Raw genomic sequence first — 24877 nt, forward strand, 5'->3', positions numbered from 1 at the left:
TAGTCTATGCTTGCGGCGGTCATTTTCGATTTTGACGGGATCATTGTGGACACCGAGCCAATACACTACAGGGCGTTCCAGGAGGTGCTCGTTCCTCTTGGTCTGGGTTACCCCTGGACGGATTATCTCGACCGGTATATCGGCTTCGATGACCGTGACGCCTTTCGTGAAGCTTTTCGTGCACGTGGGGAATCTTTATCCGAGGATCATCTATACCAGCTCATCGGCGAGAAGGCGCGTGCTTTCAACCGGGTAATATCCTCCGGAGTCGAACCATATCCGGGTGTTGTGGAACTGATACTTTCACTTGTTGAAACGGTCCCGGTGGCGCTGTGCAGCGGAGCATTGCGCTCCGACATCGCCCCGATTCTGCAGCAGCTCAAACTTACGAATGCTTTCGGTGTAATCGTTACTGCCGATGATGTCCCGACCAGTAAACCAGATCCGGCAAGTTACCGCCTCGCTTTGCAAAGGCTCATATCGCGGTTTCCGGATAGTAGTATATCTGCTGAGTCAAGCATCGCCATCGAGGATACTCCTGCAGGAATCGCCTCCGCTCGGGGTGCGGGTCTTCAGGTGCTGGGGGTGACGAACAGTTATCCCGCCGATAAGCTCAGTGGAGCGTGCAAAGTAGTTGAGACCTTGGCGGGCATAGATTATCCGGAGCTGAACAGCCTCCTTTCCCGCCCTTGATGCAGACCCTTCCCATTCAGCAAATCCTCCCCGAAATCAGCGCTGCGCTTTCTTCACACCCGGTCGTCATAGTTCATGCTCCCCCCGGCGCAGGAAAGACTACCTGCGTCCCGCTGGCGTTGCTTAACGCACCATTCCTGTCTTCACGCAAAAGAATCGTGATGCTCGAACCGCGCCGCCTTGCAGCTACCAATGCCGCACGCTGGATGGCCTCGCGACTCGGAGAGGAAGTCGGGAATACCGTAGGCTACACCATACGTTTCGACAGAAAGATATCCTCCTCTAGCCGTATCGAGGTTGTCACCGAGGGGATACTTACGCGTCGCCTCCAGGATGATCCGTTTCTCGATAACGTAGGCATCGTTATATTCGATGAATTTCACGAGCGCAGTATTCATACTGATGCTTCTCTCGCTCTCTGCCGCGACGTACAGCAAGGTCTTCGAGAAGACCTGAAAATAGTCATTATGTCAGCGACCCTCGATTGTGAACCCCTTGCGAGCCTACTTGGTGGCGCTCCAATCCTTTCGAGCCCTGGACGAACCTTTCCGGTTGAGATCCGTTACCTGGAAGACAAGGCGACGACTGGCATAGCTGAGGCAACTGCCGCGGGGGTGCGCCTCGCCTTGCGGGAGACGGAAGGTGATGTACTGGTCTTTCTACCCGGAATGGCTGAGATCACAAAGTGTCAGCAGTTGATCAATGCTGAGGATTTCAGGGAACCGCTCCTCACTCTTCCCCTCTACGGCGACCTCCCATTTGCAGCCCAGGAGCGGGCGATTCTGCCCGGGAACGTACGCAAGGTGGTCCTGGCCACCAACATCGCTGAAACAAGCCTCACGATCGAGGGGGTGAGTGTGGTGGTCGATAGCGGATGGTACAGGCAACTCCGCTTCGATCCAGTTACCGGCCTCAACAGGCTTCAGACAGTACGGATTTCCTCAGCCTCTGCTGAACAACGCTGCGGCAGGGCCGGCCGACTCGGCCCTGGCATCTGTTACAGGTTATGGGACGAGCATACTCAGCGAACACTCCTGCCTTTTTCTCCTCCCGAGATCAGGACTGCCGACCTTGCTCCACTTGCCCTTGAGCTTGCAAAATGGGGTGTAAACGATCCGGACAGCCTTACCTGGCTCGATCCTCCGCCGGTATCTGCTCTTGCCGAAGGGAGGAAGCTCCTAATGGCGCTGGGTGCGCTTGACGCGAATGGAGGAATGACTTCCAGAGGCAAGGAAATGGCAGCGCTCCCTGTTCATCCCCGGCTGGCTCATCTGTTGCTGGAGGGCAAGGATCGAGGAATGCCTGGAGTGGCGTCTGATCTTGCTGCAATTCTTTCCGAACGGGATATCTTTCGCGGGGGCTCCACCAAGACGATTACGACAAGCGAGAGTGACTTGACTGACCGTCTCGATGCTTTGATCTGCTGGCGGGAAAAACGCTCTTCCATCGGCCTTGACGAACAGGCGTGCAGGATAGTGGACAGGGTTGCGACGTCATTTCGCCGATTACTGAAGGATCGGGAGGAGGTGGCTGCTGCCTCTTCTGAAATCGTGGGAATACTGGCAGCATCAGCTTTCCCCGACAGAATAGGTTTGCTGCGTTCTGCAGGTGGTGACCGGTACCTGCTCGCGAACGGCAGGGGTGCCAGGTTGTCCGGGCGGAGTGCGGTGAGAGGGGCGAAGTATTTGGTAGCCGTGGCAGTGGACGCGGGAGAGGGGGGTGAGGGTTTGATTCACTTGGCTACCATTCTGGAAGAGGCGAGCTTTCGCAGAGAGTTTTCCCCATTAATTGTTCGACAGAGGGTGGTGCGCTGGGATAGTGAAGAGGGAAGGGTGGTGGCCCGGGAGGAGGAGAGATATCTTTCCCTGACTCTCGGTTATTCCCCTGTGGTCCCTTCCGCCGATGAGGCACTTGTCGCAGTGATCGAAGGAATACGCCGTGAGGGGCTATCGATCCTTGCCTGGAATCAGCGGGCGTCACTTTTCCGGGATCGGATGAAATTTCTCTCCGCTTTCTTCCCCGATGACGGTTGGCCTGATTTTTCGGAGGAACATCTTCTGCGGACCGTCGAGGAATGGCTTGGACCGTGGCTTTCGGGGGTGAGATCCCGTAGCGACCTTTCAAGATTAGACCTGCTCTCCCCCCTGCAGGGGCTTCTCGACTGGGAGCAGTTGAAGATGCTGGATGAGGGGGCACCCCCCCATATACAAGTGCCAAGCGGAGCGAAGATTCCTCTGCAATACGGTGCCGATGGACCCCCTGTTCTGGCCGTGAAGCTCCAGGAGATGTTCGGACTGGGGGAGACGCCGACCGTTGGGTGGGGAAGAGTGCCGGTGATTCTGCACTTGCTGTCGCCAGCTCGCCGTCCACTTCAGGTGACTCAGGATCTCAAAAATTTCTGGAATACGACATATCAGGACGTTAAGAAAGAGATGAAGGGCCGATATCCGAAGCATCCATGGCCTGACGATCCCTGGCGGGCGTTGCCGACACGTCATGTGTCTAAACTTCGTAAATAAGGTTCCGACTCATCGCGAATTCGTGAGGATGACAGACCCGTCTTCCACAGCAAGTGTACCGGCTATGGTATCTCCGAGTCTTCCTCCGGGTTGGGAAATCCATTCCCGGAGCAACGACGATGTGACGTTCACTCCCTTTTTCCAAGCCTCAAAATGTAGGTGAGGTCCCGTTGAACGCCCCGTTGATCCCGATAACGCAATAGGGGTATCCTGGCGGACGTAATCTCCTTCCGCCGCTAAATTCACAGAGTTGTGACCGTAAAGAGTAGTTGTTCCATCTTCATGCTCGATAGCGACAACATTTCCGTATCCTGAGTGGTTACCGCTGAACGCCACTACTCCTCGTGCTGCAGCCCTGACCGGAGTGCCAGTAGGTACTGCAATGTCGACACCTTGGTGCAGACGCATCTTTCCATCCAGAGGGTCATGGCGATAACCAAAAACCGATGTCACGGTGCCTTCTACGGGAGCTATGAGTTTTTCTTCTGCGTAAGCTTCTCCATGGACCCGGAAAATGCTTCTTTTTTTAGCAGATCGGATTCCGGACCGGAGACCACCAATTACATCAGCCTGATGATCCCTTTTCGAGGGAAGCTTGTCGCTGAGTATTCTAACTGCTGGACGGGTAGGGGCGTCGGTGAAACAGATGCTACCGTTGTCGTCTACATAGCGGTAGATATCTGCAGAAGCATATGCTGCAAGCATGCTGATGCAAGTTACCATAACTGCTGTTTCGATGGCTCGTTTCATGGTCAGTTGCTCGCTACCGTGATTCGTCAGTCTCTAAATATCGGCAGAATGGCTTAGAGTTTGAGTTTTTCAACTAATGCCGTATTCTTGTGCACATGTTATGGGGTTTGCCTAAAAAAGCAGCCATGGGAAGGTGGCCGGGAGAGATTCAAGCCTTGGCTACTCCTTTTAATCCCTGTTGTTTAGAGGACTTCGCTTAGCTTGGAAACCTTGGGCAGGCAATTTGCTTATTGCTTTTCGTTCGAAGGGACGGAGGATTGCTTTTTCAATCTCTCATGCCTATAATCCCAAGCTTCAAATGCAGGAACATAAAACAGGGGGTGATTCCTTGAGAAAAGTCGAAGCCATCATCAAGCCATTCAAGCTCGATGAAGTTAAAGAAGCATTGAACGAGATCGGCATTCAGGGGATAACGGTAAGTGAAGTAAAAGGTTTTGGCCGACAGAAGGGGCATACTGAGCTGTACCGGGGAGCAGAATACGTTGTGGATTTCATCCCCAAAATTAAGATGGAAATAATTGTCGGCGACGATATCGTCACGCGTGTGGTTGAAACGATAGAGCAGGCCGCGAAAACCGGGAGAATCGGAGATGGAAAAATATTCGTGACTCCGGTAGAGGAAGTTGTCCGCATCAGAACTGGCGAACGGGGCGAAGACGCACTGTAACCGCCTCTGAAGATACCCGAAAGGAGAAAAGTAGATGACACCAAAACAGGTAGTGGAGTTCGCCAAAGAAAATGGCGCTCTGATGGTTGATTACAAATTCATGGATTTCGTGGGTATATGGCAGCATTTTACCACCCCCGTTTCCGAGTTCAGCGAGGACACCTTTGACGACGGACTTGGCTTCGATGGCTCTTCAATTCGCGGCTGGCAGCCTATCCACGCGTCTGACATGATCATTCTTCCCGATCCTGCAACGGCAAAAATGGATCCGTTCACCGCGATCCCGACCCTGTCCCTGATTTGCAACATCTTCGACCCGATCACCAAGGAAGATTACTCCCGCGATCCACGCAACATTGCACGTAAAGCTGAAGCTTATGTCAAATCAACCGGCTTGGGCGACACTGCTTACTTCGGGCCGGAAGCTGAATTTTTCATATTCGACGACGTCCGTTATGATCTGAGTGCAAACCAGTCTTTCTACGTGGTCGATTCCAGCGAAGGGATCTGGAATTCAGGTCGTGAAGAGTTCCCGAACCTCGGATACAAGCCGCGCCACAAGGAAGGTTATTTCCCGTGTTCCCCTACTGACTCACTGAACGATCTTCGGAACGAGATGGTGATGGAGATGCAGAAGGTCGGTATAAGGGTGGAAGCGCAGCACCACGAGGTTGCTACCGGAGGACAGTGCGAGATCGACATGCGCTTCGATTCTCTCGTCGCCATGGCCGACAAGCTCCAGTGGTTCAAATACATCATCAAAAATGTGGCCTATCGCAACGGCAAAACCGTAACTTTCATGCCGAAGCCGCTATACGGTGACAACGGCTCCGGGATGCACTGCCACATGTCGATTTGGAAAGAGGGGACGAACCTCTTTGCAGGAGACAAGTACGGCGGTCTTTCGCAGATGGCCCTCTACTATATCGGCGGCATAATCAAGCATGCCCGAGCTCTGTGCGCCTTCACCAACCCCACCACCAACAGCTATAAACGTCTTGTGCCGGGATTTGAAGCTCCGGTGAACATGGCATACTCCAGCCGTAACCGTTCCGCCTCTATCCGTATTCCGATGATGAGCACCAACCCGAAGGCGAAGCGCATTGAATACCGTACTCCCGACCCTTCCGCCAACGGCTACCTCGCTTTTGCTGCGATGCTCATGGCTGGACTCGATGGAATCGAAAACAAGATCGATCCAGGGCAACCGCTTGACAAGGACATCTACGGCCTGTCCCCGGAAGAACTCGTTAATATCCCTTCGGCTCCAGGATCCCTTGAAGAAGCGCTCCTCGCTCTCAAGGATGATCATGAGTTCCTACTCAAGGGCGATGTGTTTACTCCCGATGTCATAGAAAAATGGATTGAATATAAAATGGAAGCGGAAGTGAACCCGGTTCGCATGCGCCCGGTTCCGCTCGAATTTGCTCTTTACTTTGACATCTGAGCCGTCTCCTCTACGTCTGGTCTGGAAAGGCGGGATCATTCCCGCCTTTTTCTTTGCAGTCTGCTTTCGGATGCCCCTTGACGTCCTGAGGGAATAATGATAATTGATTGACCAAGGGCATAAGCCCTTTTTTTGTTCGCATACATCTGAAAGTAAAGAACCATGTTTAAAAAGTTTGCTGTTATCCCTGTCTTCATCCTTTTCGCGGTAATTGTTATTCACAACCCTGAGGCAACGTCAGAGCCCGCTGCAAATCCTCTTGATCCTGCCCGAGAGGATCTTGCCCGTGTCGAGTACCCGAGTCAGGAAAGTATTCCGTGGTATCCACATTTCATCAGACCGAATGAGACTCTAGAATCTCTTTTTGGGGATGACTGGGTCCTGGTTGCCAGATTCAATCGCATTGACAGACGCCACACTTATCCCGGCATGACACTGAAGGTGCCCCGGTACATGGAGGATATTCGCCACTACACTCCAGTCCCGCGATTTTATGAACCGGCCAAACGTTACGAGAAATATATTCTGGTCGATCTGACTGAGCAGTGGATCGGGGCTTATGAATATGGGAAGCTGAAACTTTCGATGCCGGCAGCGACTGGCAGCAGGGGGCATGAGACCCCGACTGGCCTTTTTCGTGTTGATGCGCGGCATCGATGGCATACATCATCACTGTACAAGACAGAGGATGAAACGGGGCAGTATCCTATGGACAACGCGTTCCGTTTCCACATCGGGGAAGATGATGTCTCGTACTGGATTCATGCTCGTGATCTCCCTGGTCGTCCTGCTTCCCATGGCTGCATTGGGGTCTACGACGAAGAGATGCAGAACCGTGTTTACGGCATTCCGCATAAACCAGTATTGAAAGATTCTCACCAACTCTATGATTGGGCAGTGGGTGAGAATGACTATGAAGATGATACGGGGGAACTTGAGGAGCTTGAAGATGGCCCCGTTGTAGAAATCAAGGGTAGTAATCCCCGATACCTTCCTGCTATGACCGCTTCTGCGCGATAAGGCTGCTTAGATTTTAACCGGCTTGAATAAGGGTTGATTCCAGCAAATGGAGGTGGACATGAAGAATCGGTTTTTGCTAACAAATTTGGTGCTTACAGGGGTGCTGGTCTTCGGACAGGTGGCGAACGCTGCTTCCGATCCCGCAAAGCCCGAAGCTGCCCTGCGCAAAGCCTTTCCGCAGCTAGCCTTCGACAGCATTCAGCCTAGTGAGATTCCTGGTCTTTACGAGGTGGTATCGGGGCAGAATATTCTCTATTTTTATCCTGACAAGGAATACATTCTAGCTGGCGAGATATACACGAAAGACCGGCTAAGTCTTACAGCTGAGAAAAGAAAACAGCTGAGTGAAAGACTGATAAAGGATCTTCCGCTCGAAAAAGCAGTGAAGATGGGTAGTGGAAAAAATGTCGTAATAGAGTTTACCGATCCGGATTGCCCTTACTGCAGAAAGGCTTCTGAATTCCTAAAGATGCAAACCGGTGTTACCCGCTACGTCTTCTTTGCCCCGTTTGCCCATCCTGCTGCCATAGAAAAAGTACACTACATTCTTAATGCGGCTGACAAGGCGCAAGCCTACTCCGAGATGATGGAAAAAGGACTGCCGCTTCCTGCTCCTGTCCAGAATGAAGCCATCAAAGCTCTTGCCCAGGAACACATCGCACTTGCAAGGAAATTGGGTGTTCAGGGGACCCCAACCTTTTTTATAAATGGAAAAATGGTAGTAGGTGCCGATACTAAACAGATTGAGCAGCTTTTAAAGGAGGGGGCGAAGTAGCCACCGTGATAAAAGGTTGTAGAGAAAAGAGAGGAGGAGCCGGGTGGCTCCTCCTTTTTTGCTACCTAATGGTGATATATAGTTCGGAATGTTCTCCATCGGTATAGCAGACGGGAAAGCTTAATCCAGTTTCCCCGGGCTCGATCTTGACCATCTCGGGAGCTGCTACTATTTCCGGAGGATTTATTTCCATCCTTTTCCCGAACTGTGCTGCCCTCGCCGCTATGTTTCCACATACGACATTTATGAACTCCATGACAGTGTCATCAAGAATCTCCTGAGGTTCTTCCCCCACATCTGCCTGATTCAGCATTGCCGCTGCAAGCTTCTTCTGGGCGAACCTGGAAATGGTGAACAGATACCTTGCCTGTATGTCTCCTGAGAAGGTGATAACTGCGCCTATATCATTCGGTGCTGGATTAGGGGATAGAAGGCATTGCTCAGGGCGAAACGTGAGACGTGCAACCCTCGTGAGCATTTTATATGTCAGGTCAGCGATAATTTCGCACATTTCAGGATGAGGAGTCCCGCTGGGAATCTTCACTCGTTCTGTCATGTACGGTGCCTGGTCCTCCTTAAAATCTTCAAGGTGCCGGGGAAGATCGGCTTCGCTAAGTGCACCGACGCGGACGAGCGCTTCGCCTATGTAGAGATGTGTGCTCTTTTGTTGTACAAGCACCTGCTGGAGCCTGTCTTCCGTGAGCACACCTAGTTTGACGGCCAGATCTCCGAACCGTTCGTCTTGACTCCGTTGGGCTTGATTGACACGAACCACATCCTGCTGAGACATGTATCCCATGGCAATGGCTAGATCGCCAAAACTGAGGTTTACGGATTCCTGCAGCCGAATCGCCTCCAGCAATGACTCTCTTGAAACTATCCTCTTCTCCACCAGAAACTGACCAAAGAACTTAACAGCCATGACTGTTCCTTTCACGCATAAAAATTGCGGAACTACAGTGTACGCAGAATACTCAGGACATTCTCCGCTTCAAAGGGTTTAGAGATAACGCTCCTTGCTCCCAGTTTCATGCATTCGGTAAATTTGTCGCCGACCCCCCCCAAGGATGTAATCATGACCACTTTGACCTCCCGGTCCAGAGCCACCAGGCTACGTAGAGCAGTGATACCATCCATTTGCGGCATGTTCATGTCCATGCAGATGATGTCAGGGTGTAACGTCTGGTGAAGTTTGATGGCTTCCAGTCCGTTTTTCCCGTGACCAGCCACTTCGAATTCGCCGCTGTCACAGATGATCTTTTCCAATTGACGTGCTACTGAAATGCTGTCGTCAACAATAAGAACCTTTTTCATACTCCATCCTCCTGTCGATGCCTTCCCCGTAACTGGTTAATGTTGTTTATATCGGGTTATTACAGTAAATCTTAAGAAGGATAGCAATATGGAGGTACTGCTATAAGAGCATGACACCCAGTATGAGGAGAGCTTGAGCTATCCCCATCACAAATTTCAGAAGAGGGTTCCTTTTTTCTTGTTGCTCGACGGGAACGACAGCGAAATCATCAGGAGGATTTTTAAGTTCTCTGTCATCATAGGGGGGTAAGGGTTCGGCAGGGGAAGAAGGGTCGAGGGGGGGAGTTGCCTTTGCAACCACCTTTTCCTGGGTGGAATCGTGCACTGTTTCTACCAACTCATTTCCCAGCAGGAGATCTTCTGCAGCGAATCTTTTAGGGGAAGGGGTAACAGTCAATCGTACAGAGCGTGGAATCTCACTGTTGCCCGATCTGTCCAGGCTCCAATAAGTAAGCACATAGTCCCCCTTTGAAACGACACTGAATGGTACGCCGTCGGTTTCGACGCTATGTCCCGACAATTGATAATGAATCGCGCGCACGCCCGAAAGATTATCTGTCGCCGTAGGGGTAATAACCGTCTCTGTTTCGATATGCATTACCCCGTCGAGTTCACGCTTCGGTGTCCCGATACCCATCTCAGAGAGAGGAGGTGTTTTGTCCACGACTACGGAAACGGTTTGTACCGGCTCTTCATTTCCGCCTTTATCTTTAGAGCGGAAATGTAGAAGGAATTTACCTTCTTCCGAGAAGGTCAAGGGTTTGCTGTACTCCATCCAGCTCCCGTCTCCCAACCGGTACTCCGTCTTCGACACCTCCCAGGGCGTTCCTATCCCCTGTAGGGATAAAGATTCCCGGTCCTGCAGGAACACATTTCCTTTGACCGGTGCCGGTTCACTGGTCCGACGTAACAAAGTGGAAGGAGGAGTATCATTGACCGTCACCAGAACCGAATACGGATGTTCCTGATTGCCTACGTTGTCAGTGCTGCGAAAATCCAGAAGATGTTTTCCAGGGGGGGTGACTGTAAATGGGGCGTATGGCTTCCATTCCCCGCCGTCCAGGCGGTATTCGGTAGATGAGATGCCTGACTCCGGGTCTGTAGCATGAAGTGTAAAGCGAGTGCTGGTCGTAACATGGAGCATCTCGTCTTTCTTCATTTTCGGAGATCCGACCTCCAGCTTTGTGGCGGGAGGGGTCTTGTCCAGAGCAATAGTTATTTTTTTCGGTTCTTCGCTATTTCCTACGTTATCTATGCTTCGATAGAAGATGTCCTGTCGGTCGCCCTGCGTGATCCGGAAAGGCTCGAAGGACCGCCATTGTCCGCTTCCTATTCGATATTCAACCAGCCGCACGCCTGATAAAGCGTCTGTCGCAGTGAGGCTGATGCTGGTGTCACCTTTGCGGTAAATTGTTGCTCCCGGTTCGGCTTTTTTGCCATCCAAAAGTGCAGTGGTAACCGGGGGGGTAGCATCGACCGTTACATGCTGGCTTTTCGATACTTCAGCGTTACCGATGGCGTCGATGGTGCGGTACTCGATAACATGTTTTCCTTCCGGTTCGATTGTAAAAGGCTTGTACTCGGTCCATCTTCTGTTGTCAATGCGGTACTCGGTTCTTCCGACTCCGGCAACTGGGTTGCTGGAGCTTAACGTAAAGCTGGTGAGAGGAGATGCATAGAGCATCCTGTTATTCGCGGCTTCAAACTTGGGATTTCCGACTGATATCGAAGTTGCCGGTGGTTTCGCGTCGATCAGCACTCGCAGGGTCTTGGGTGTCTCCTTGTTCCCAAGCTTGTCGGTGCTTCTGAAGCGAACAACATGCGTACCTTCGCTGCCGATGCTGAAACGAGTTGCCTGCTCCCATGGCCCTTCGTCGATCTGGTATTCTGTCAAGGCTATACCGGATGCAGAGCCTGAGGCAAAAAGGGTGAAAATGGTTGATGGCGATGCGATAAATATTTCATCAGATCCGACCCGGTACGGAGAAGAAAGGGTGAGGGCAGTGACGGGCGCTGAGTTCTGAACAATAAAAGAAAACTTTTGCTCACTCTCCCGATTGCCTGCACGGTCGGTCGAGAAGCAATAAACCGTATGCATGCCATCGCTGAGACCGGAAAGACTTATGGGTGCGCGATATTGAAGCCAATCACCGGTGCCGTCGAGGCGGCACTCGATTCCGGAAATATCCGATGCTGCCATACCGGTGTCTTCTGCTGTAGCCGTTACAAGGGCATCTCCTTTAACATACACAGTACCTTCATTGTCCGAATAATGGGGGGCTGCATTCATCGATGTTGCAGGTGGCGTGGTGTCGATTAAGAAATCAATGTGAAGCTGGGTTGCATTTCCAGCGGTATCTTCCGCTGAAATATCCAACAAGTAGCGACCTTCACCGGAGATGGCGGTATCGGGTGCTAAATCATGCCCATTGAGCAGCATTGTCTTCTTCTTGAGGTTTCTGTCCCTGATTGTAATACGAGGAGTTATGTCGCGGCTATAGAACCTATTGTGTTCGACGTTATGAACTGTAACGACAGGAGGGGAAGAATCGATCGTGAAGCGGATAGTCTGTTCAACCTCTTTACCGTTATCTCCAACGGCTACTGCCCGCAAAACATAATCACCTTCATCGTGTATAGGTGACGAGTCATACGGTTTGTCATTGAGAACGATGCTGGTAATTCTTCCTTGGCTGACCGAGATTGTGGGCCGAACGGAGTCTTTGTAATGGGAGCTCTCCGCAATCCCGTCAAATAATATGATGGGGGAAGGAGGTTTCGCCGGAGGCTCATCGGTTGTTGAGAAGGCGGTGAGGGGCGCTGCTAGGCAATGGGTAGCGGAAAATATGCAGAGAGCAAGAAAAAGTGCGTTTGATATGACACGGACTCGATTACCCACGAACCTATCCACGTGTTAGCATCTGCTTGATGAGGTACTTCGGAAATATACGTTCTCGCAGGGGTATAAGGCAAGCTTTTTCGCGGGTAGATCTCATCATCATACAGATTAACAGGAGGGGGATGAGTCTGAAAAATTCATCCTAAGGTGGGATAGATACTGCTGAGCTTAAACAAAAGAGGCTCCCGTTTTAACCGGGAGCCTCTTCTTTATTTGGTGCGGTAGAATGGACTCGAACCATCACGCCCTTGCGAGCGCCAGCCCCTCAAGCTGGTGCGTCTACCAATTCCGCCACTACCGCATTGCTGCTGCGTTTCAAGAAGTAACTTTTTACCATCACCTCTTGTTTGTGTCAACCGTTTATTGCCGGTTGGTTAATTTTTAGGTGCCGTCGGTGCGGCCGGCGCTTGCGGTGTCGGCTGCTGTTCGGCTTTGGGCGCTGCCTGTGGGGTGGCAGGCGGTGTCGACTGGCTCGGTGCAGCCTTCTCTGCCGGTTTGACCCCCCGCATAATCGAAGAGCTTCCGGACTGTCCCGAAAGGTAGGCCAGCGTCAAGGAGGTGAGCATGAAGATGATTGCGGCACCAGTGGTCACCCGGCTCATGAAGGTGTTTCCACCTCCGGCTCCGAATACCGATTGGCTGCCGCTTGCCCCGAAGGAAGCTCCCATCTCGGCCCCTTTCCCGGATTGAAGAAGGACGACAGCTATCAGGGCTATGCATACCACAATGTGAAGAATTACAAGTAAGACGGTCATGCTGCGCATTCCTCCGACTGAACATGGCTGTGTGCAAAGCGGTACTTCTACCACATCAGCAAAAAAAAGACAATAGCTCATCAGCCTCCATAGTTAACAATGGAGGCAAAGGATTCAGCTTTAAGGCTTGCACCTCCCACAAGAGCGCCATCAATATCGGTCTGTGACATGAGCCCCCTGATGTTTTCAGGCTTGACGCTGCCGCCATAAAGAATCCGAGTAGACTCGGCGATGGTCCGGCTCCTCGTTTCGCAGAGTACGCTTCTGATAAAGGCATGTACCTCTTGTGCCTGTTGGTTGCTCGCAGTCTTCCCGGTGCCGATCGCCCATACAGGTTCATATGCTATTACGATGCGGGAGACGAGGTCATCGTGAATTCCAGCCAGACCTTTCTTCAACTGACGTCCTATCACTTCAAAGGTCTTGTCCGCTTCCCGTTCCTCAAGCGTTTCACCTACGCAGAATAGGGGGATCAGATCTGCGGCGAGTGCGGCCTTGAGTTTCTTATTGACCGTATCGTCGGTATCACCGAAGTATTGACGCCGCTCAGAGTGGCCGATGATGACATGGCTGCAGCCGGCATCAACAAGCATTTTGGGAGAGACTTCCCCTGTGAAAGCTCCCTCCTCTTCCCAGAAACAATCTTGTGCTGCAAGACGGATGTTCGTTCCCTGCACAAGATCACGAACGGTGGCGAGGACGGTAAAGACCGGCGCAACCACCACATCGACGGTATCTGTACGGTTTACAAGCGGGAGGAGCGAACCTACAAGCTCACGGGCCTCAACGCTTGATTTGAATAGTTTCCAGTTTCCGGCAATCACTGGCCTTCTCATGATGATCTCCTTTACTTCGTTCCCTTCTCTTCCAATACCTTTATGCCTGGGAGCTTTTTCCCCTCGAGAAGTTCAAGAAACGCTCCTCCGCCAGTAGAGATGTAGCTGATCTTGCTTGCCTGCCCGCCACGTTGAACTGCCACGTCGGTGTCACCACCTCCGACAATGGTGATTGCACTTGAATCAGCCACGGCAGAAACCATGTCGAACGTTCCCTTGGCAAATGCATCCATCTCGAATACCCCCATCGGGCCGTTCCAGACGATAGTCTCCGCGTCCTTTAACTCATCGCTGAAGAGCTTTACCGATGCAGGTCCTATGTCGAGGGCCATCCAATCCTGGGGTATCTCCTGGACGGTGGTTATTTTTGTCTCTGCGTCGGCGCTGAATCGGTCTGCGACGACACAATCGACAGGGAGAAGAAACTTGATCCCTCTCTCACGCGACATATTGAGCACCCTCATCGCCGTGTCGATAAGTTCCTCTTCGACCAGGGATTTTCCTACATTGTTACCAAGCGCTTTGAGAAAGGTGAAGGCCATACCCCCGCCGATGATAATCTTGTCTACCTTTGTGCAAAGGCTTTCCAGAACTTCCAGTTTGCCGGACACCTTGGCCCCACCCAGAATGGCTACGAGAGGACGGACAGGGTTCGTCATGACCTTCTCGAAGTAGGTCATTTCATTTTTCATGAGAAAGCCCGCTGTCACGACTGGAAAGAACCGTGTGATTGCCTCTACGGACGCATGTGCCCTGTGGGAAACGGCGAAGGCGTCGTTCACGTAGATCTCACAACCGTCGGCGAGAGCTCGTGCAAATTCTTCGTCATTCTTTTCTTCGCCGGGATAGAAGCGAACATTCTCCAGCATGATTATGTCGCCCGGTTGCATGGCATCTGTCAGCCTTGCAACCTCATCTCCGATGCAGTCCGGTGCCAGGGTAACCTTCTTGCCCAACAATTGGGATAGCCTTTCTGCTGCTGGAGCCATCGAATATTTGGATTTTCGCTCACCCTTTGGCCTGCCGAGATGGGAAGCCAGGACCACCTTGGCTTTTCGGTCGAGAGCATAGGTTATGGTAGGGAGGACCGCACGGATGCGTGTGTCTTCGGTAATGTTCTGGTTATCGTCGAGGGGAACGTTAAAGTCCACCCTCATGAATATCTTCTTGCCGTTGAGGTTTTCGATCTGATCGATGTACTGAATTGCCATGGTAATCCTCCGAAAGGGTTTTGCAGTGCAGAGCTTCGGATGAGCTGAAATGAGAAAGGGGGGATTCAATCCCCCCTTTCGGAGCTACGATCAGGCGCCGATCAGCTTGATGAGATCTACCACCCGGTAGGAGAACCCGGTTTCGTTGTCGTACCAGGAAAGGACCTTGACCATGTTGCCGTCGAGAACCTTCGTGCAGGCGGCGTCAACGATGGAGGAGAGAGGATTGCCATTGAAGTCTATTGACACAAGCGGTTGCTCTTCGAATCCGAGAATGCCTTTGAGCGGGCCGTTGGCTGCGGCCTTGAGAGCCGCATTAACCTTCTCAACGTCTGTAGGCTGCTTTAACGTTGCTACAAGGTCCACCACCGAGACGTTGGGAGTGGGGACGCGGATGGCCATACCGTCGAGCTTGCCCTTCAATTCGGGAAGGACGAGGGATACGGCTTTCGCGGCACCGGTGGAAGTCGGTATCATTGACTGAGCGGCAGCCCTTGCCCGGCGCAGGTCCTTGTGAGGAAGATCGAGGATTCGCTGATCATTCGTGTACGAGTGGACAGTAGTTACCAGACCTTTTTCAATTCCGAAGTTCTCATGGAGGACTTTTGCGACGGGAGCGAGGCAGTTGGTCGTGCAGGAGGCGTTGGAGATTACATGGTGCTTGGCCGGATCGTAGAGGTTGTGATTGACCCCCATGACTATGGTAATGTCTTCGCCGGTTGCAGGGGCTGATATGATTACTTTCTTTGCTCCCGCCTTGATATGGAGGTCGGCCTTTTCCCTGGAAGTGAATAGGCCGGTCGATTCAAGCACCACGTCGACTTTCAGCTCTTTCCAGGGGAGTTCTTCCGGATTTTTTACAGCAAGAACTTTGATCGGTTTTCCATCAACAACCAGTTCGTTTCCCTTCGTCTCGACCGTTCCCGGATAAATTCCGTGAATGGAATCGTATTTAAGCAGGTGCGCCAGGGTTTGCGCATCCGTCAAATCATTAATAGCTACGAATTCAAGGTCATTCGCCTTGGCAGCAGCTCGGATAACGCTGCGGCCGATCCTGCCGAAACCGTTGATGCCTACTCGCAATGCCATGTTCTCCTCCTCACTTTTTTAGTTAATAAATTCTATAGCAAAACTTTCTGCTGTCCAGCACGGCTGGACATATAAACAAAATATTAATGGGACGTCAACAAGTTTCCGAAAAGTAGGTAATCGTCCCAAAGCCTCAGGGGCAGCAGGGCGCACCAACATTTTTATAGCCTACCAGGAGCTGTGTGTCTATAATGACCTGTCGCCCCTTCAGTAGGGGCAGCTCTTCAACAGCTACTGGAGAGAATCCTTCCCTGACATGAAAAACACACTCGAAAAAAGAATAATTCTCTTCGCATTCCTCATCCTCTTCCTGACAATTCTGGCGAACACCGGAATGGATATCGCCGCCTACCGCAGAGACTACCTGCATGCTCTCATTTTCAGCTCACAAAGTCTCGGAGCAGCACTAAAAGGGAATGTGGAAAAGGTCACCCGGCTCGGCATCGATGTCCGGGATATTCCTGAAATCAACGATAAATGCCGCGAGGTGGTTGAAAGCAATCCACCTCTGGGCGACTACTGCATTATTACGGATGCTGAGGGAAGGGTGCTCTACCTGAACGATCCGGATTTCAGGGATCTGCGATTTGAAAATGTCGTCAAATCTGTCAGGTCAGATTCAGCTAAACAGGTCAGGGTTATAAGGCGCGGAAGCGACCGCTTCTTCGATACCGTTACTCCTATCAGGACTGCTGAGGGTAAAGTAGTTGCAGTTGCTCATATCGGTTTTCCCGAAAGCGAGGTGACGTCGCGGGTCCAGACCATCGTTCTCCGTTCGCTACTTATACTGGCTTTTTCGTTCCTCGTTGCCTTCACGCTAGTCATCATATTCGTCAAGAGGAGTATCATCCAGCCGATATCGTCGCTTTTACATGGGGTGAAGAAGATCTCGGAAGGATCTTTCGATACGAGAATCGAAGAGGTGAAGGTTTACGAATTCAGTGAATTAGCAAAGAACATAAACTTCATGTCGGAATCTCTGAAATATCGTGAGGAGGAGATTCAGAAGAATTACAAGGAGCTTGAAGGGACCCACCAGAAACTTAGGACCTCTTATCAGCAGCTCGAAAAGCTGAGCCTTGAGCTTGAACGATCGGAAGATCTTTACAAGTCGCTCATGGAGGATTCCAGCGACGCCATCCTAGTCGTAGGTGGCGACGAGCAGGTCAAAATGGTCAACAAAATGGCGGAGGATTTCTTCGGGTACACCGCACAAGAAGTCGTAGGCCTGCCCCTGACCAAGCTTCTCCTTCTGTTGAACATCGAGAATGTTCCTCGGATCCACAAGATATTTCGTGAGGGTCTGAATGGGAGGCATCTTGCCGACGAAATGCAGTTTGTTAAAAAAGGGGGGGAAGCAGTCCTTGGGCGAGTCAACATCAGTAGCATCCGGAGCGAGAGCCAGGCACTGGTGCAGGCAATTTTCCGTGACATCACCAAGGAACGAGAGATCCTCAACAACCTCGGGAAAAGTGCCGCCGATCTGGCAAGGCTCAACAAGATGAAGGATTCCTTTCTCGGCTTGGCATCGCACGAGCTGAAGACACCGCTCACAGTGATCATGGGATATGCGGAGCTTATTCTCACCGACATGGCGGACAAGATGGAGCCGACCGTGGTCGAAATGGTGGAAAATATAGCTAACGCAGCTTCACGTCTCGATAACATTGTCAAGGATATGGTAGATGTCTCAATGATTGACGAGAAGAAGCTGCAGTTGAAGCTCGATGATGTAAACATGAACAGCATCATCGAAGCCGCAGCCGGCGAGCTGCGGTTCTTCTTTATGATGCGAAACCAGCATCTGAATCTGCAGCTCGATGATTCGATACCGGTTGTACGGGGTGATAGGCTCCGCCTGACACAGCTGATTTCAAACCTTCTAGGGAACGCCATTAAGTTCACTCCTGATGGAGGCACAATTACCGTCACGTCCAGTGCAAAATACCTGTTGCGGACCCGGCAGCAGGAATCCGAGGCGGTGCCGAAGGTTGTCAATATCGGCAAGGAGCATCATCTCTATGTGGAGATAGTGGTCAGGGACACCGGCATCGGAATAGATCTTGAGGACCAGCTTCGGATCTTCGAAAAGTTTTACGAGGTCGGCAAAATAGAGGAGCACAGCTCCGGCAAGGTAGCCTTCAAGGCGAAAGGGGCAGGGCTGGGACTCGCTATCGCGAAGGGCATTGTAGAGATGCACGGAGGGGAAGTATGGGTTGAATCCCCCGGGTACAACCCCGTGAAATACCCCGGCTCCTCCTTCCATATCCTACTTCCATTGAACCCACTTCTGGGTGATGCGACGCTTGATTACATGAACCTCTTACGATAATTCCAGGTCCAGTTTTGCCTTGAATCTCCCCCCCGAATCCTGTATAAATTTCCGATGTCCCAACCTGCTATGTTCTCCTAGGCAGGGGCAGGTTGCCCCTAGCGTATCTTGATTTCTCTGGAAGTCGCATCAATCTCATGTAATCGAAAAAGAGTACGCTGCACCCGGGTGACCGGATACTGCAGCCGTGGATCAGGAGGAAACGTGCGAGTGTGTCTGCTCGCCAGCGGCAGCAAGGGGAACGCCATCTTTGTGGAAACCGGCGACACCAGGCTGCTAGTGGATGCCGGACTTTCTGCTCGGGAAATCACTAGCCGGCTGGCACAGATCGGTGTCTGCGGAGAGGACCTGGATGCTATTCTCATAAGTCACGAGCACTCCGACCACACCCGTGGAGCCGGCACTCTGGCCAGGAAATACAAGGTGCCGCTATTCATCAGCTATCCCACCTGCAGAGAAAGCGAGCGGGTACTGGGGGGAAAAGCTCCAAGGGTAGAATTCGAATCGGGGTACACATTCGGCCTGAAGGATATTCAGGTCGATCCTTTTCCAATTACGCATGATGCGTGCGACCCGGTTGGCTTTCTCATCGAAAGCTCCGAAGGGAGAATCGGAATCGCAACCGACTTGGGGTGCGTTACCGCCCTCGTGAGAGAGAAACTGAAAAACTCACGGATGCTCGTTATCGAATCGAATCATGACGAAGAAATGCTCATAAAGGGTCCCTACCCGTGGCACCTCAAGCAGAGGATAAAGTCCCGTCATGGTCACCTTTCGAACATTGACTCCGTTACGTTGCTCGATGATCTCATTCATCCAGGGCTTGAAGCGGTATTTCTTGCCCACCTTTCGGAAGTAAACAATGATCCCGCTGTTGCCCTGGGAGTTGCCGAAGCTTTCCTCTCGGGCCAGAGCATATGTTCTCCCCGACTGGTCGTCGGGAATCAGTACCGGGTAAGTCAGGTAGTCACCGCATAGCCACCCCCGGGATGTTGCTTTGGTTGAAGCGATTCCGGCAGGATTATCCTTAACGAATGTATAGCAGGAGGTAATAATTCAGTGATCGAACGTTATAGCCGCGCAGAAATGGCCCGCATCTGGGAACCGGAGAACCGGTTTCGAAAATGGCTGGATATCGAGATTTATGCATGCGAGGCCCATGCAGAACTCGGCAATATCCCAAGCGATGCGGTGGAGCGGATAAAGGGTAAAGCCTCTTTCGACGTTGAGCGGATCGATGAGATAGAAAAGGTCGTAAAGCATGATGTAATCGCTTTTCTAACGTCAGTGTCCGACTACATCGGCGAAGATTCACGTTTCGTTCACCTCGGGCTCACTTCGTCTGATGTGCTCGACACCTCCTTCGCGATGCTGCTTGCCGAAGCGGCCGACATGATCATCGATGACATCAAGCGGCTTATGGAGGTCATCCGGAAGCGGGCCTTCGAACACAAGGTGACCCCTATGATCGGACGTTCCCATGGCATTCATGCCGAGCCGGTCACCTTCGGCCTGAAGATGGCGCTATGGCATGACGAGATGAAACGGAATCTTCGAAGAATGGAAGCAGCCCGTGAAACCATCGCCTACGGCAAGATCTCAGGTGCGGTCGGCACTTTCGCCAATATCGAGCCGTTTGTGGAAGAGTATGTCTGTAAAAAGGCCGGCCTGAAGCCGGCTCCCTGCTCTACTCAGGTAATTCAGCGCGACCGGCATGCCGAATTTTTTTCGACACTCGCTATTGTCGCATCTTCCATCGAAAAGTTTGCAGTGGAGATACGCCACCTGCAACGGACTGAAGTGCTGGAAGCCGAGGAGTTCTTCAGCAAGGGGCAGAAGGGATCGTCGGCAATGCCCCACAAGCGGAACCCGGTCCTTTCGGAGAACCTTACCGGTTTGGCGAGGCTTATCCGCGGCTATGCCGTATCGGCCATGGAAAATGTGGCTCTCTGGCACGAGAGGGATATCTCCCATTCCTCGGTCGAGCGGGTGATAGGACCGGATGCAACTATACTCATGGACTTCATGCTGAACAGGACCATCGGCCTGATCGAGAACCTGGTGGTTTATCCGGAGAACATGCTGAAGAACCTGAACTTGATGGGTGGATTGTTCAACTCCCAGCGGGTATTGCTCAAGCTGGCCACGGCAGGAGCTTCCCGAGAGCGTGCATATGAACTGGTCCAGCGTAACGCGATGAAGGTGTGGGAGCAGAAGAAGGATCTGATGGAAGAGCTGCTGGCCGATGCAGACGTACGTGCATTCCTCTCCGAACAGGATATCCGCGAGGCATTCGACCTCAACTACCATCTGAAGCACGTGGATACAATATTCACGAGGGTATTTGGTGGATAGCTTCATCGAGCTTTACCGGGTACAGCCCGGGGACAACCTCTACCTTTTCTGGCTCAAGGAGCTGCTGGTTGCGACACTCATCCTCTCGGCGTTCTGGATTGCCGCGCGAGTGTTGCGCAGGGTTGCTGCCACCTGGGGGGGAAGACTTACATCCTTCACTTCGACGGATCTGGACGACAGGATTCTGCAACGTGTCATCCCCCCGGCTTCGCTGCTCGTCATTCTTGCCGGGCTGCACTACTCACTAAGGTCTCTTCCGCTCCCAGTCGGGCTGTTGAAAATAGCTTCTGGAACTATTTTCGTCGCAGCCATGGTCATCCTGACCAATGTGGCTTATCGGGCTGCGGACGAGACCCTCAAATGGTATTCCGGGCGTCTTTCAGAAGCCGAGAGCGGTGATGTTACCCGCCAGGTGATCCCGCTGGTCGAGAAGCTGATAAGTATATTTCTTGTCGGCACAGCGCTGATCATCACTCTCAAGCATTTCAATTACGACATCCTTTCCCTGGTTACCGCTCTCGGCATCGGCTCCCTTGCAATAGGCATGGCTGCCAAGGACACTCTTGCCAACATGATTTCAGGGTTCACGATCATGCTGGACCGTCCTTTCCGTATCGGTGACCGGATCAAGCCGGGAAGCGACCTGATAGGGGACGTCGTGGATATCGGCCTGCGCAGCACGAAGCTCAAAACCCTTGACAACACTTACCTCATCATTCCCAACTCCACACTTTGCAACAGCAACGTTTTGAATCTCTCGCTCCCCAACGTGAGAGGGACGGGGAGGGTGAATGTCGGAGTCGCTTACGGAACCGATGTGGAGAAAGTGAAGAGCTTGCTCGTTGAAGCGGCCATGGAGTTGCCGGAGGTGCTGCATGACCCTGCCCCCGCAGCCTTTCTGACGGCCTTTGGGGATAATGCCCTCCAGATGGCGCTGACCTTCTGGGCGGAGGACCAGACCAAGGTATTTTCGATCACTGACATGATCAACACAAAAATCCTGAACCGTTTCCGCGACGAGGGAATTGTCATTCCCTATCCGACCAGAACGGTCATTATAGAAAAGGAACTATGATGGTTCGCCGAATAGAAGTAGCATTGCGCGAAGATGTTCTGGACCCACGTGGTGAACGTATCAAGCGCGAGATCGAACATTTTCTCCATTACCCGGTGGCCGGTGTCCGTACTGTTGAGGTGTACACGGTTGACGCGGAACTTACGGATGCCGAACTGGCACAGGCTGCTTCAGGTCCGTTTTCAGATCCGGTTATCCAGACATGGTCAATAGATGCTCCTGCCGCTTCTGATTTCGACTTTCTCGTGGAGGTCGGATTCCGTCCCGGGGTAACCGACAATGTCGGCCGTACCGCGCGGGAAGCAATCGAATACATTACCGGCAGGCCGTTTCAGCCAGGGGAGGGGGTCTACACCTCCGTCCAATATCTCTTGAAGGGAGCTCTCCTCCGCGAGGACGCGGATGCCATCGCGCGGAAACTCCTCTGCAACACCCTCATCCAGCGTTTCACCGTGATATCTGCGGCCGAATTCAAGGCTCAGGGAGGTATCCCTGCTTTCGTGCCGAAGGTGGTTGCGGGGACGGTTGAAGCGGCGACGGTCCGGGAGATCGACCTGGAGGTTTCAGATGACGAACTGATGAGGATCAGCAGGGAAGGCGTTCTAGCCCTGACCATCGACGAGATGAGGATCATCCAGGCTCACTACCGCGACCCCAAGGTCAGGGAAGAGCGGGCACGCCACGGGCTTGGGGGGAAACCTACGGACGTAGAACTCGAATGCCTCGCCCAAACGTGGTCGGAACACTGCAAGCACAAGATATTCGCCGGCACTGTCCACTACGAGGACGAGCAGGGCAACCGCCAGGAGATCCACTCCCTCTTCAAATCGTTCATTCAGCGGACCACAAAGGATGTTCGGGAGAAGCTGGGAGCCCGGGATTTCTGCCTTTCCGTTTTTAAAGACAACGCCGGCGTCATTAGGTTCAACGACAACTGGTCCCTCGTCTTCAAGGTTGAAACCCATAACTCCCCATCCGCCCTAGATCCCTATGGCGGCGCGCTCACCGGCATCGTGGGGGTCAACAGGGATCCTTTCGGAACCGGGAAAGGCGCGAAACTCATATTCAACACAGATGTCTTCTGCTTCGCCGATCCTTTTTACGACAAGCCGCTACCCAGCCGCCTTCTCCATCCACGCCGCATTTATGAGGGGGTCGTGGAAGGGGTGGAACATGGCGGCAACAAGAGCGGCATCCCTACCGTTAACGGGTCGATTGTCTTCGATGATCGCTTCGCGGGTAAACCTCTTGTTTTCTGCGGTACTGCCGGATTAATGCCTGCCGAGATCAATGGCGAACCCGGATTCGAAAAATCGATAGAGCCGGGGGATCTAATCGTGATGACCGGCGGGCGGATCGGGAAGGACGGCATCCATGGCGCTACTTTCTCATCGGAGGAATTGAACGAAAATTCTCCAGTCACCGCAGTCCAGATTGGTGATCCCATAACCCAGAAACGCATGTTCGACTTTCTCATCCGCGCCAGAGACAAAGGGCTGTACCGATTCATCACCGACAACGGCGCTGGGGGGCTCTCTTCTTCGGTGGGGGAGATGGCTGGGGAATGCGGCGGATGCCGGATGGACCTGGCGAAGGCTCCCCTGAAATATCCGGGGCTCGCTCCGTGGGAAATACTCATTTCGGAAGCTCAGGAGCGGATGAGCCTCGCGGTTCCGCCCGAGAAGATCGAAGAATTTCTCGCCATGGCACGCAACTTCGGCGTCGAGGCTACTGTCCTGGGGGAGTTCAGTGACAGCGGCATTTTTCATATCGTGTATGGCGACCGCACCGTAGCATATCTTCCGATGGAATTCATGCACGAGGGGCTTCCACCGATGCAGTTGCCGGCAAAATGGCAGCCGCCCCTGCATGAAGAGCCTGAAATAGAGGTGAAAAAGGATTATACGGCTGAACTGCTGGAACTTCTTTCATCCCTCAATATCTGTTCCAAGGAGTCGGTCGTCCGTCGTTACGACCACGAAGTCCAGGGTGGTTCCGTCGTGAAGCCGTTCACCGGAGTCGCCAATGATGGCCCTTCCGATGCCGCGGTGGTGCGCCCGATCCTTGATTCCTTTGAAGGAGTCGTTGTTGCCCATGGCATCTGTCCCCGCTATTCCGACATCGACACCTATCATATGACTGCCAATGCTGTTGACGAAGCGCTTCGAAATTATGTGGCGGTGGGCGGTTCTCTTGACATGGTGGCCGGTCTCGACAACTTCTGCTGGTGCGATCCGGTCCTTTCCGAAAAGACTCCTGACGGGGCATATAAGATGGCCCAACTGGTGCGTTCAAATCAAGCCCTCTACGATCTCTGCCTTGCGTACAACCTGCCACTCATCTCAGGCAAGGACTCGATGAAGAACGACTTTTACGACGGCTCAGTCAAGATATCGATTCCTCCGACCCTCCTGTTTTCCGTGATCGGAAAGATCGAGGATGCAAGGCGCGCCGTCACCATGGACGTCAAGCGTCCGGGTGATATTGTCTACATGCTCGGTACAACCGCAGCGGAACTCGGGGGCTCGGAATACCTGGCAAAATCAGGATTCGTTGGTAACAGAGTTCCTCTCGTCGATCCGGCATCTGCATACCGTCGCTACACCGCATATCATAGGGCGGTAATGGCAGGGGCAGTTGCCTCCTGCCACGACCTTTCCGACGGCGGGCTTGCGGTGGCTGCCGCGGAAAGCGCATTCGCCGGTGGGTTAGGGATGAAGATTGACCTCCGGCAGATCCCGTGGCGGGGGGACCGCCAGGAAATGGGGGACGCCCAGCTCCTTTTCAGCGAATCCGCCTCGCGGCTTCTTGTGACCGTCCATCCCGATTTCCGTAATGTTTTCGAAACATTCATGGCAGGCACTGATTTCGCGGCTATCGGCGAAGTTACGACGGAGCCTGTACTGGAAATACTCGGGATGTCCGGGGGCTCGGTTGTGAAGACAGAGCTTGCGCATCTTAAGGAGGCATGGCAGGATCCGCTTCGGGACTTATAGTGTTCGCACAATGGGGATTGCCAAGGATGTGCCGCAAAAAAAGGTGTCATCTTAAACCCAATCCTGACACAATAGGATGTCGCTTCGGTAACTGAGTCTTTGACGGATGTACTTTCCATCACACGTATTCCAACTAACAAGTAC

At 52.6% G+C, this 24877-nt stretch carries 19 protein-coding genes and 1 tRNA gene; 11 read left to right on the forward strand and 9 right to left on the reverse strand.

Translation table 11 applies throughout. The features are described from left to right. The first annotated feature begins 6 nt into the window (after positions 1–6). Positions 7–693, forward strand: a complete 687-nt coding sequence (locus CFB04_RS04820) for an HAD family phosphatase (protein ID WP_088534212.1) — start codon at positions 7–9, stop codon at positions 691–693. Beyond that, positions 693–3212 carry an ATP-dependent helicase HrpB gene (gene hrpB, locus CFB04_RS04825; protein ID WP_088534213.1) on the forward strand — a complete coding sequence of 840 codons (2520 nt, stop codon included), beginning with the start codon at positions 693–695 and terminating at the stop codon, positions 3210–3212. Before CFB04_RS04820 ends, hrpB begins: the two co-directional genes overlap by 1 nt. A 9-nt stretch (positions 3213–3221) precedes the next feature. Here the strand turns inward: hrpB and CFB04_RS04830 are convergent, their stop codons facing one another. Further along, entirely contained in the window at positions 3222–3962 is a 741-nt protein-coding gene (locus CFB04_RS04830; protein ID WP_088534214.1) for a M23 family metallopeptidase, read from the reverse strand. 328 nt (positions 3963–4290) lie between these two features. On the opposite strand from CFB04_RS04830, the gene CFB04_RS04835 reads away from it, so the two are divergent. The 4 genes from CFB04_RS04835 to CFB04_RS04850 all read left to right on the forward strand — a co-directional run bounded on the left by CFB04_RS04835 (position 4291) and on the right by CFB04_RS04850 (position 7871). After that, complete coding sequence (locus tag CFB04_RS04835) at positions 4291–4629, forward strand: P-II family nitrogen regulator (RefSeq protein WP_088534215.1); 339 nt, start codon at positions 4291–4293, stop codon at positions 4627–4629. A 34-nt stretch (positions 4630–4663) separates the two neighbouring features. Then, positions 4664–6076: a type I glutamate--ammonia ligase gene (gene glnA / locus CFB04_RS04840; protein ID WP_088534216.1), complete on the forward strand. Its 1413-nt coding sequence runs from the start codon at positions 4664–4666 to the stop codon at positions 6074–6076. Positions 6077–6238: 162 nt separating this feature from the next. Then, on the forward strand, positions 6239–7096 hold the full coding sequence (locus tag CFB04_RS04845) for a L,D-transpeptidase (RefSeq protein ID WP_088534217.1): 858 nt from the start codon (positions 6239–6241) through the stop codon (positions 7094–7096). Between the two features lie 58 nt (positions 7097–7154). Beyond that, a complete protein-coding gene (locus tag CFB04_RS04850) occupies positions 7155–7871 on the forward strand; it encodes a DsbC family protein (protein WP_088534218.1) in 717 nt (238 codons plus the stop codon). 61 nt (positions 7872–7932) lie between these two features. Here CFB04_RS04850 and CFB04_RS04855 read toward each other — a convergent pair whose 3' ends face one another. From CFB04_RS04855 to gap, 8 genes are all read right to left on the reverse strand, one after another. Continuing rightward, entirely contained in the window at positions 7933–8793 is an 861-nt protein-coding gene (locus tag CFB04_RS04855; protein WP_088534219.1) for a chemotaxis protein CheX, read from the reverse strand. A 32-nt stretch (positions 8794–8825) separates the two neighbouring features. Further along, complete coding sequence (locus CFB04_RS04860; RefSeq protein WP_088534220.1) at positions 8826–9185, reverse strand: response regulator; 360 nt, start codon at positions 9183–9185, stop codon at positions 8826–8828. Between the two features lie 100 nt (positions 9186–9285). Continuing rightward, a complete protein-coding gene (locus CFB04_RS04865; protein ID WP_157698718.1) occupies positions 9286–11625 on the reverse strand; it encodes an Ig-like domain-containing protein in 2340 nt (779 codons plus the stop codon). A gap of 673 nt (positions 11626–12298) precedes the next feature. After that, positions 12299–12385: transfer RNA gene (locus CFB04_RS04870), tRNA-Leu, on the reverse strand. 73 nt (positions 12386–12458) lie between these two features. Beyond that, complete coding sequence (secG, locus tag CFB04_RS04875; protein ID WP_088536708.1) at positions 12459–12839, reverse strand: preprotein translocase subunit SecG; 381 nt, start codon at positions 12837–12839, stop codon at positions 12459–12461. An 80-nt stretch (positions 12840–12919) separates the two neighbouring features. Then, a complete protein-coding gene (tpiA, locus tag CFB04_RS04880) occupies positions 12920–13675 on the reverse strand; it encodes a triose-phosphate isomerase (RefSeq protein WP_088534222.1) in 756 nt (251 codons plus the stop codon). Between the two features lie 11 nt (positions 13676–13686). Beyond that, entirely contained in the window at positions 13687–14886 is a 1200-nt protein-coding gene (gene pgk, locus CFB04_RS04885) for a phosphoglycerate kinase (RefSeq protein ID WP_088536709.1), read from the reverse strand. 90 nt (positions 14887–14976) lie between these two features. Further along, positions 14977–15975, reverse strand: coding sequence for a type I glyceraldehyde-3-phosphate dehydrogenase (gene gap / locus CFB04_RS04890; RefSeq protein WP_088534223.1), 999 nt, complete (start codon positions 15973–15975; stop codon positions 14977–14979). A gap of 256 nt (positions 15976–16231) precedes the next feature. Between gap and CFB04_RS04895 the strand changes: the two genes are divergently transcribed. The 5 genes from CFB04_RS04895 to CFB04_RS04915 all read left to right on the forward strand — a co-directional run bounded on the left by CFB04_RS04895 (position 16232) and on the right by CFB04_RS04915 (position 24733). Next, a complete protein-coding gene (locus CFB04_RS04895) occupies positions 16232–18307 on the forward strand; it encodes an ATP-binding protein (protein ID WP_088534224.1) in 2076 nt (691 codons plus the stop codon). Between the two features lie 204 nt (positions 18308–18511). Next, positions 18512–19285 (forward strand): MBL fold metallo-hydrolase, encoded by a 774-nt coding sequence (locus CFB04_RS04900; RefSeq protein ID WP_088534225.1) that lies wholly within the window; start codon positions 18512–18514, stop codon positions 19283–19285. A gap of 81 nt (positions 19286–19366) precedes the next feature. Then, positions 19367–20662 carry an adenylosuccinate lyase gene (gene purB / locus CFB04_RS04905; protein WP_088534226.1) on the forward strand — a complete coding sequence of 432 codons (1296 nt, stop codon included), beginning with the start codon at positions 19367–19369 and terminating at the stop codon, positions 20660–20662. Further along, the gene (locus tag CFB04_RS04910) at positions 20655–21737 is read left to right on the forward strand and encodes a mechanosensitive ion channel family protein (RefSeq protein WP_088534227.1); all 1083 of its coding nucleotides are present in this window, start codon (positions 20655–20657) and stop codon (positions 21735–21737) included. The genes purB and CFB04_RS04910 overlap by 8 nt, the downstream gene beginning before the upstream one ends. Then, complete coding sequence (locus CFB04_RS04915) at positions 21737–24733, forward strand: phosphoribosylformylglycinamidine synthase subunit PurS (protein ID WP_088534228.1); 2997 nt, start codon at positions 21737–21739, stop codon at positions 24731–24733. The genes CFB04_RS04910 and CFB04_RS04915 overlap by 1 nt, the downstream gene beginning before the upstream one ends. The last annotated feature ends 144 nt before the right edge of the window (positions 24734–24877 follow it).

It is taken from the genome of Geobacter sp. DSM 9736 (assembly GCF_900187405.1).
GTDB lineage: Bacteria > Desulfobacterota > Desulfuromonadia > Geobacterales > Geobacteraceae > DSM-9736.

What these genes read in the sequence shown, in the direction of transcription:
- tpiA (WP_088534222.1), bottom strand. Translation starts at nt 13,675, where the DNA reads ATGAGAAGGCCAGTGATTGCCGGAAACTGGAAACTATTCAAATCAAGC.
- glnA (WP_088534216.1), top strand. Translation starts at nt 4,664, where the DNA reads ATGACACCAAAACAGGTAGTGGAGTTCGCCAAAGAAAATGGCGCTCTG.
- CFB04_RS04845 (WP_088534217.1), top strand. Translation starts at nt 6,239, where the DNA reads ATGTTTAAAAAGTTTGCTGTTATCCCTGTCTTCATCCTTTTCGCGGTA.
- CFB04_RS04855 (WP_088534219.1), bottom strand. Translation starts at nt 8,793, where the DNA reads ATGGCTGTTAAGTTCTTTGGTCAGTTTCTGGTGGAGAAGAGGATAGTT.
- CFB04_RS04830 (WP_088534214.1), bottom strand. Translation starts at nt 3,962, where the DNA reads ATGAAACGAGCCATCGAAACAGCAGTTATGGTAACTTGCATCAGCATG.
- CFB04_RS04865 (WP_157698718.1), bottom strand. Translation starts at nt 11,625, where the DNA reads ATGCTGCTCAATGGGCATGATTTAGCACCCGATACCGCCATCTCCGGT.
- gap (WP_088534223.1), bottom strand. Translation starts at nt 15,975, where the DNA reads ATGGCATTGCGAGTAGGCATCAACGGTTTCGGCAGGATCGGCCGCAGC.
- CFB04_RS04860 (WP_088534220.1), bottom strand. Translation starts at nt 9,185, where the DNA reads ATGAAAAAGGTTCTTATTGTTGACGACAGCATTTCAGTAGCACGTCAA.
- CFB04_RS04850 (WP_088534218.1), top strand. Translation starts at nt 7,155, where the DNA reads ATGAAGAATCGGTTTTTGCTAACAAATTTGGTGCTTACAGGGGTGCTG.
- hrpB (WP_088534213.1), top strand. Translation starts at nt 693, where the DNA reads ATGCAGACCCTTCCCATTCAGCAAATCCTCCCCGAAATCAGCGCTGCG.
- pgk (WP_088536709.1), bottom strand. Translation starts at nt 14,886, where the DNA reads ATGGCAATTCAGTACATCGATCAGATCGAAAACCTCAACGGCAAGAAG.
- secG (WP_088536708.1), bottom strand. Translation starts at nt 12,839, where the DNA reads ATGACCGTCTTACTTGTAATTCTTCACATTGTGGTATGCATAGCCCTG.
- CFB04_RS04895 (WP_088534224.1), top strand. Translation starts at nt 16,232, where the DNA reads ATGAAAAACACACTCGAAAAAAGAATAATTCTCTTCGCATTCCTCATC.
- CFB04_RS04820 (WP_088534212.1), top strand. Translation starts at nt 7, where the DNA reads ATGCTTGCGGCGGTCATTTTCGATTTTGACGGGATCATTGTGGACACC.
- CFB04_RS04915 (WP_088534228.1), top strand. Translation starts at nt 21,737, where the DNA reads ATGGTTCGCCGAATAGAAGTAGCATTGCGCGAAGATGTTCTGGACCCA.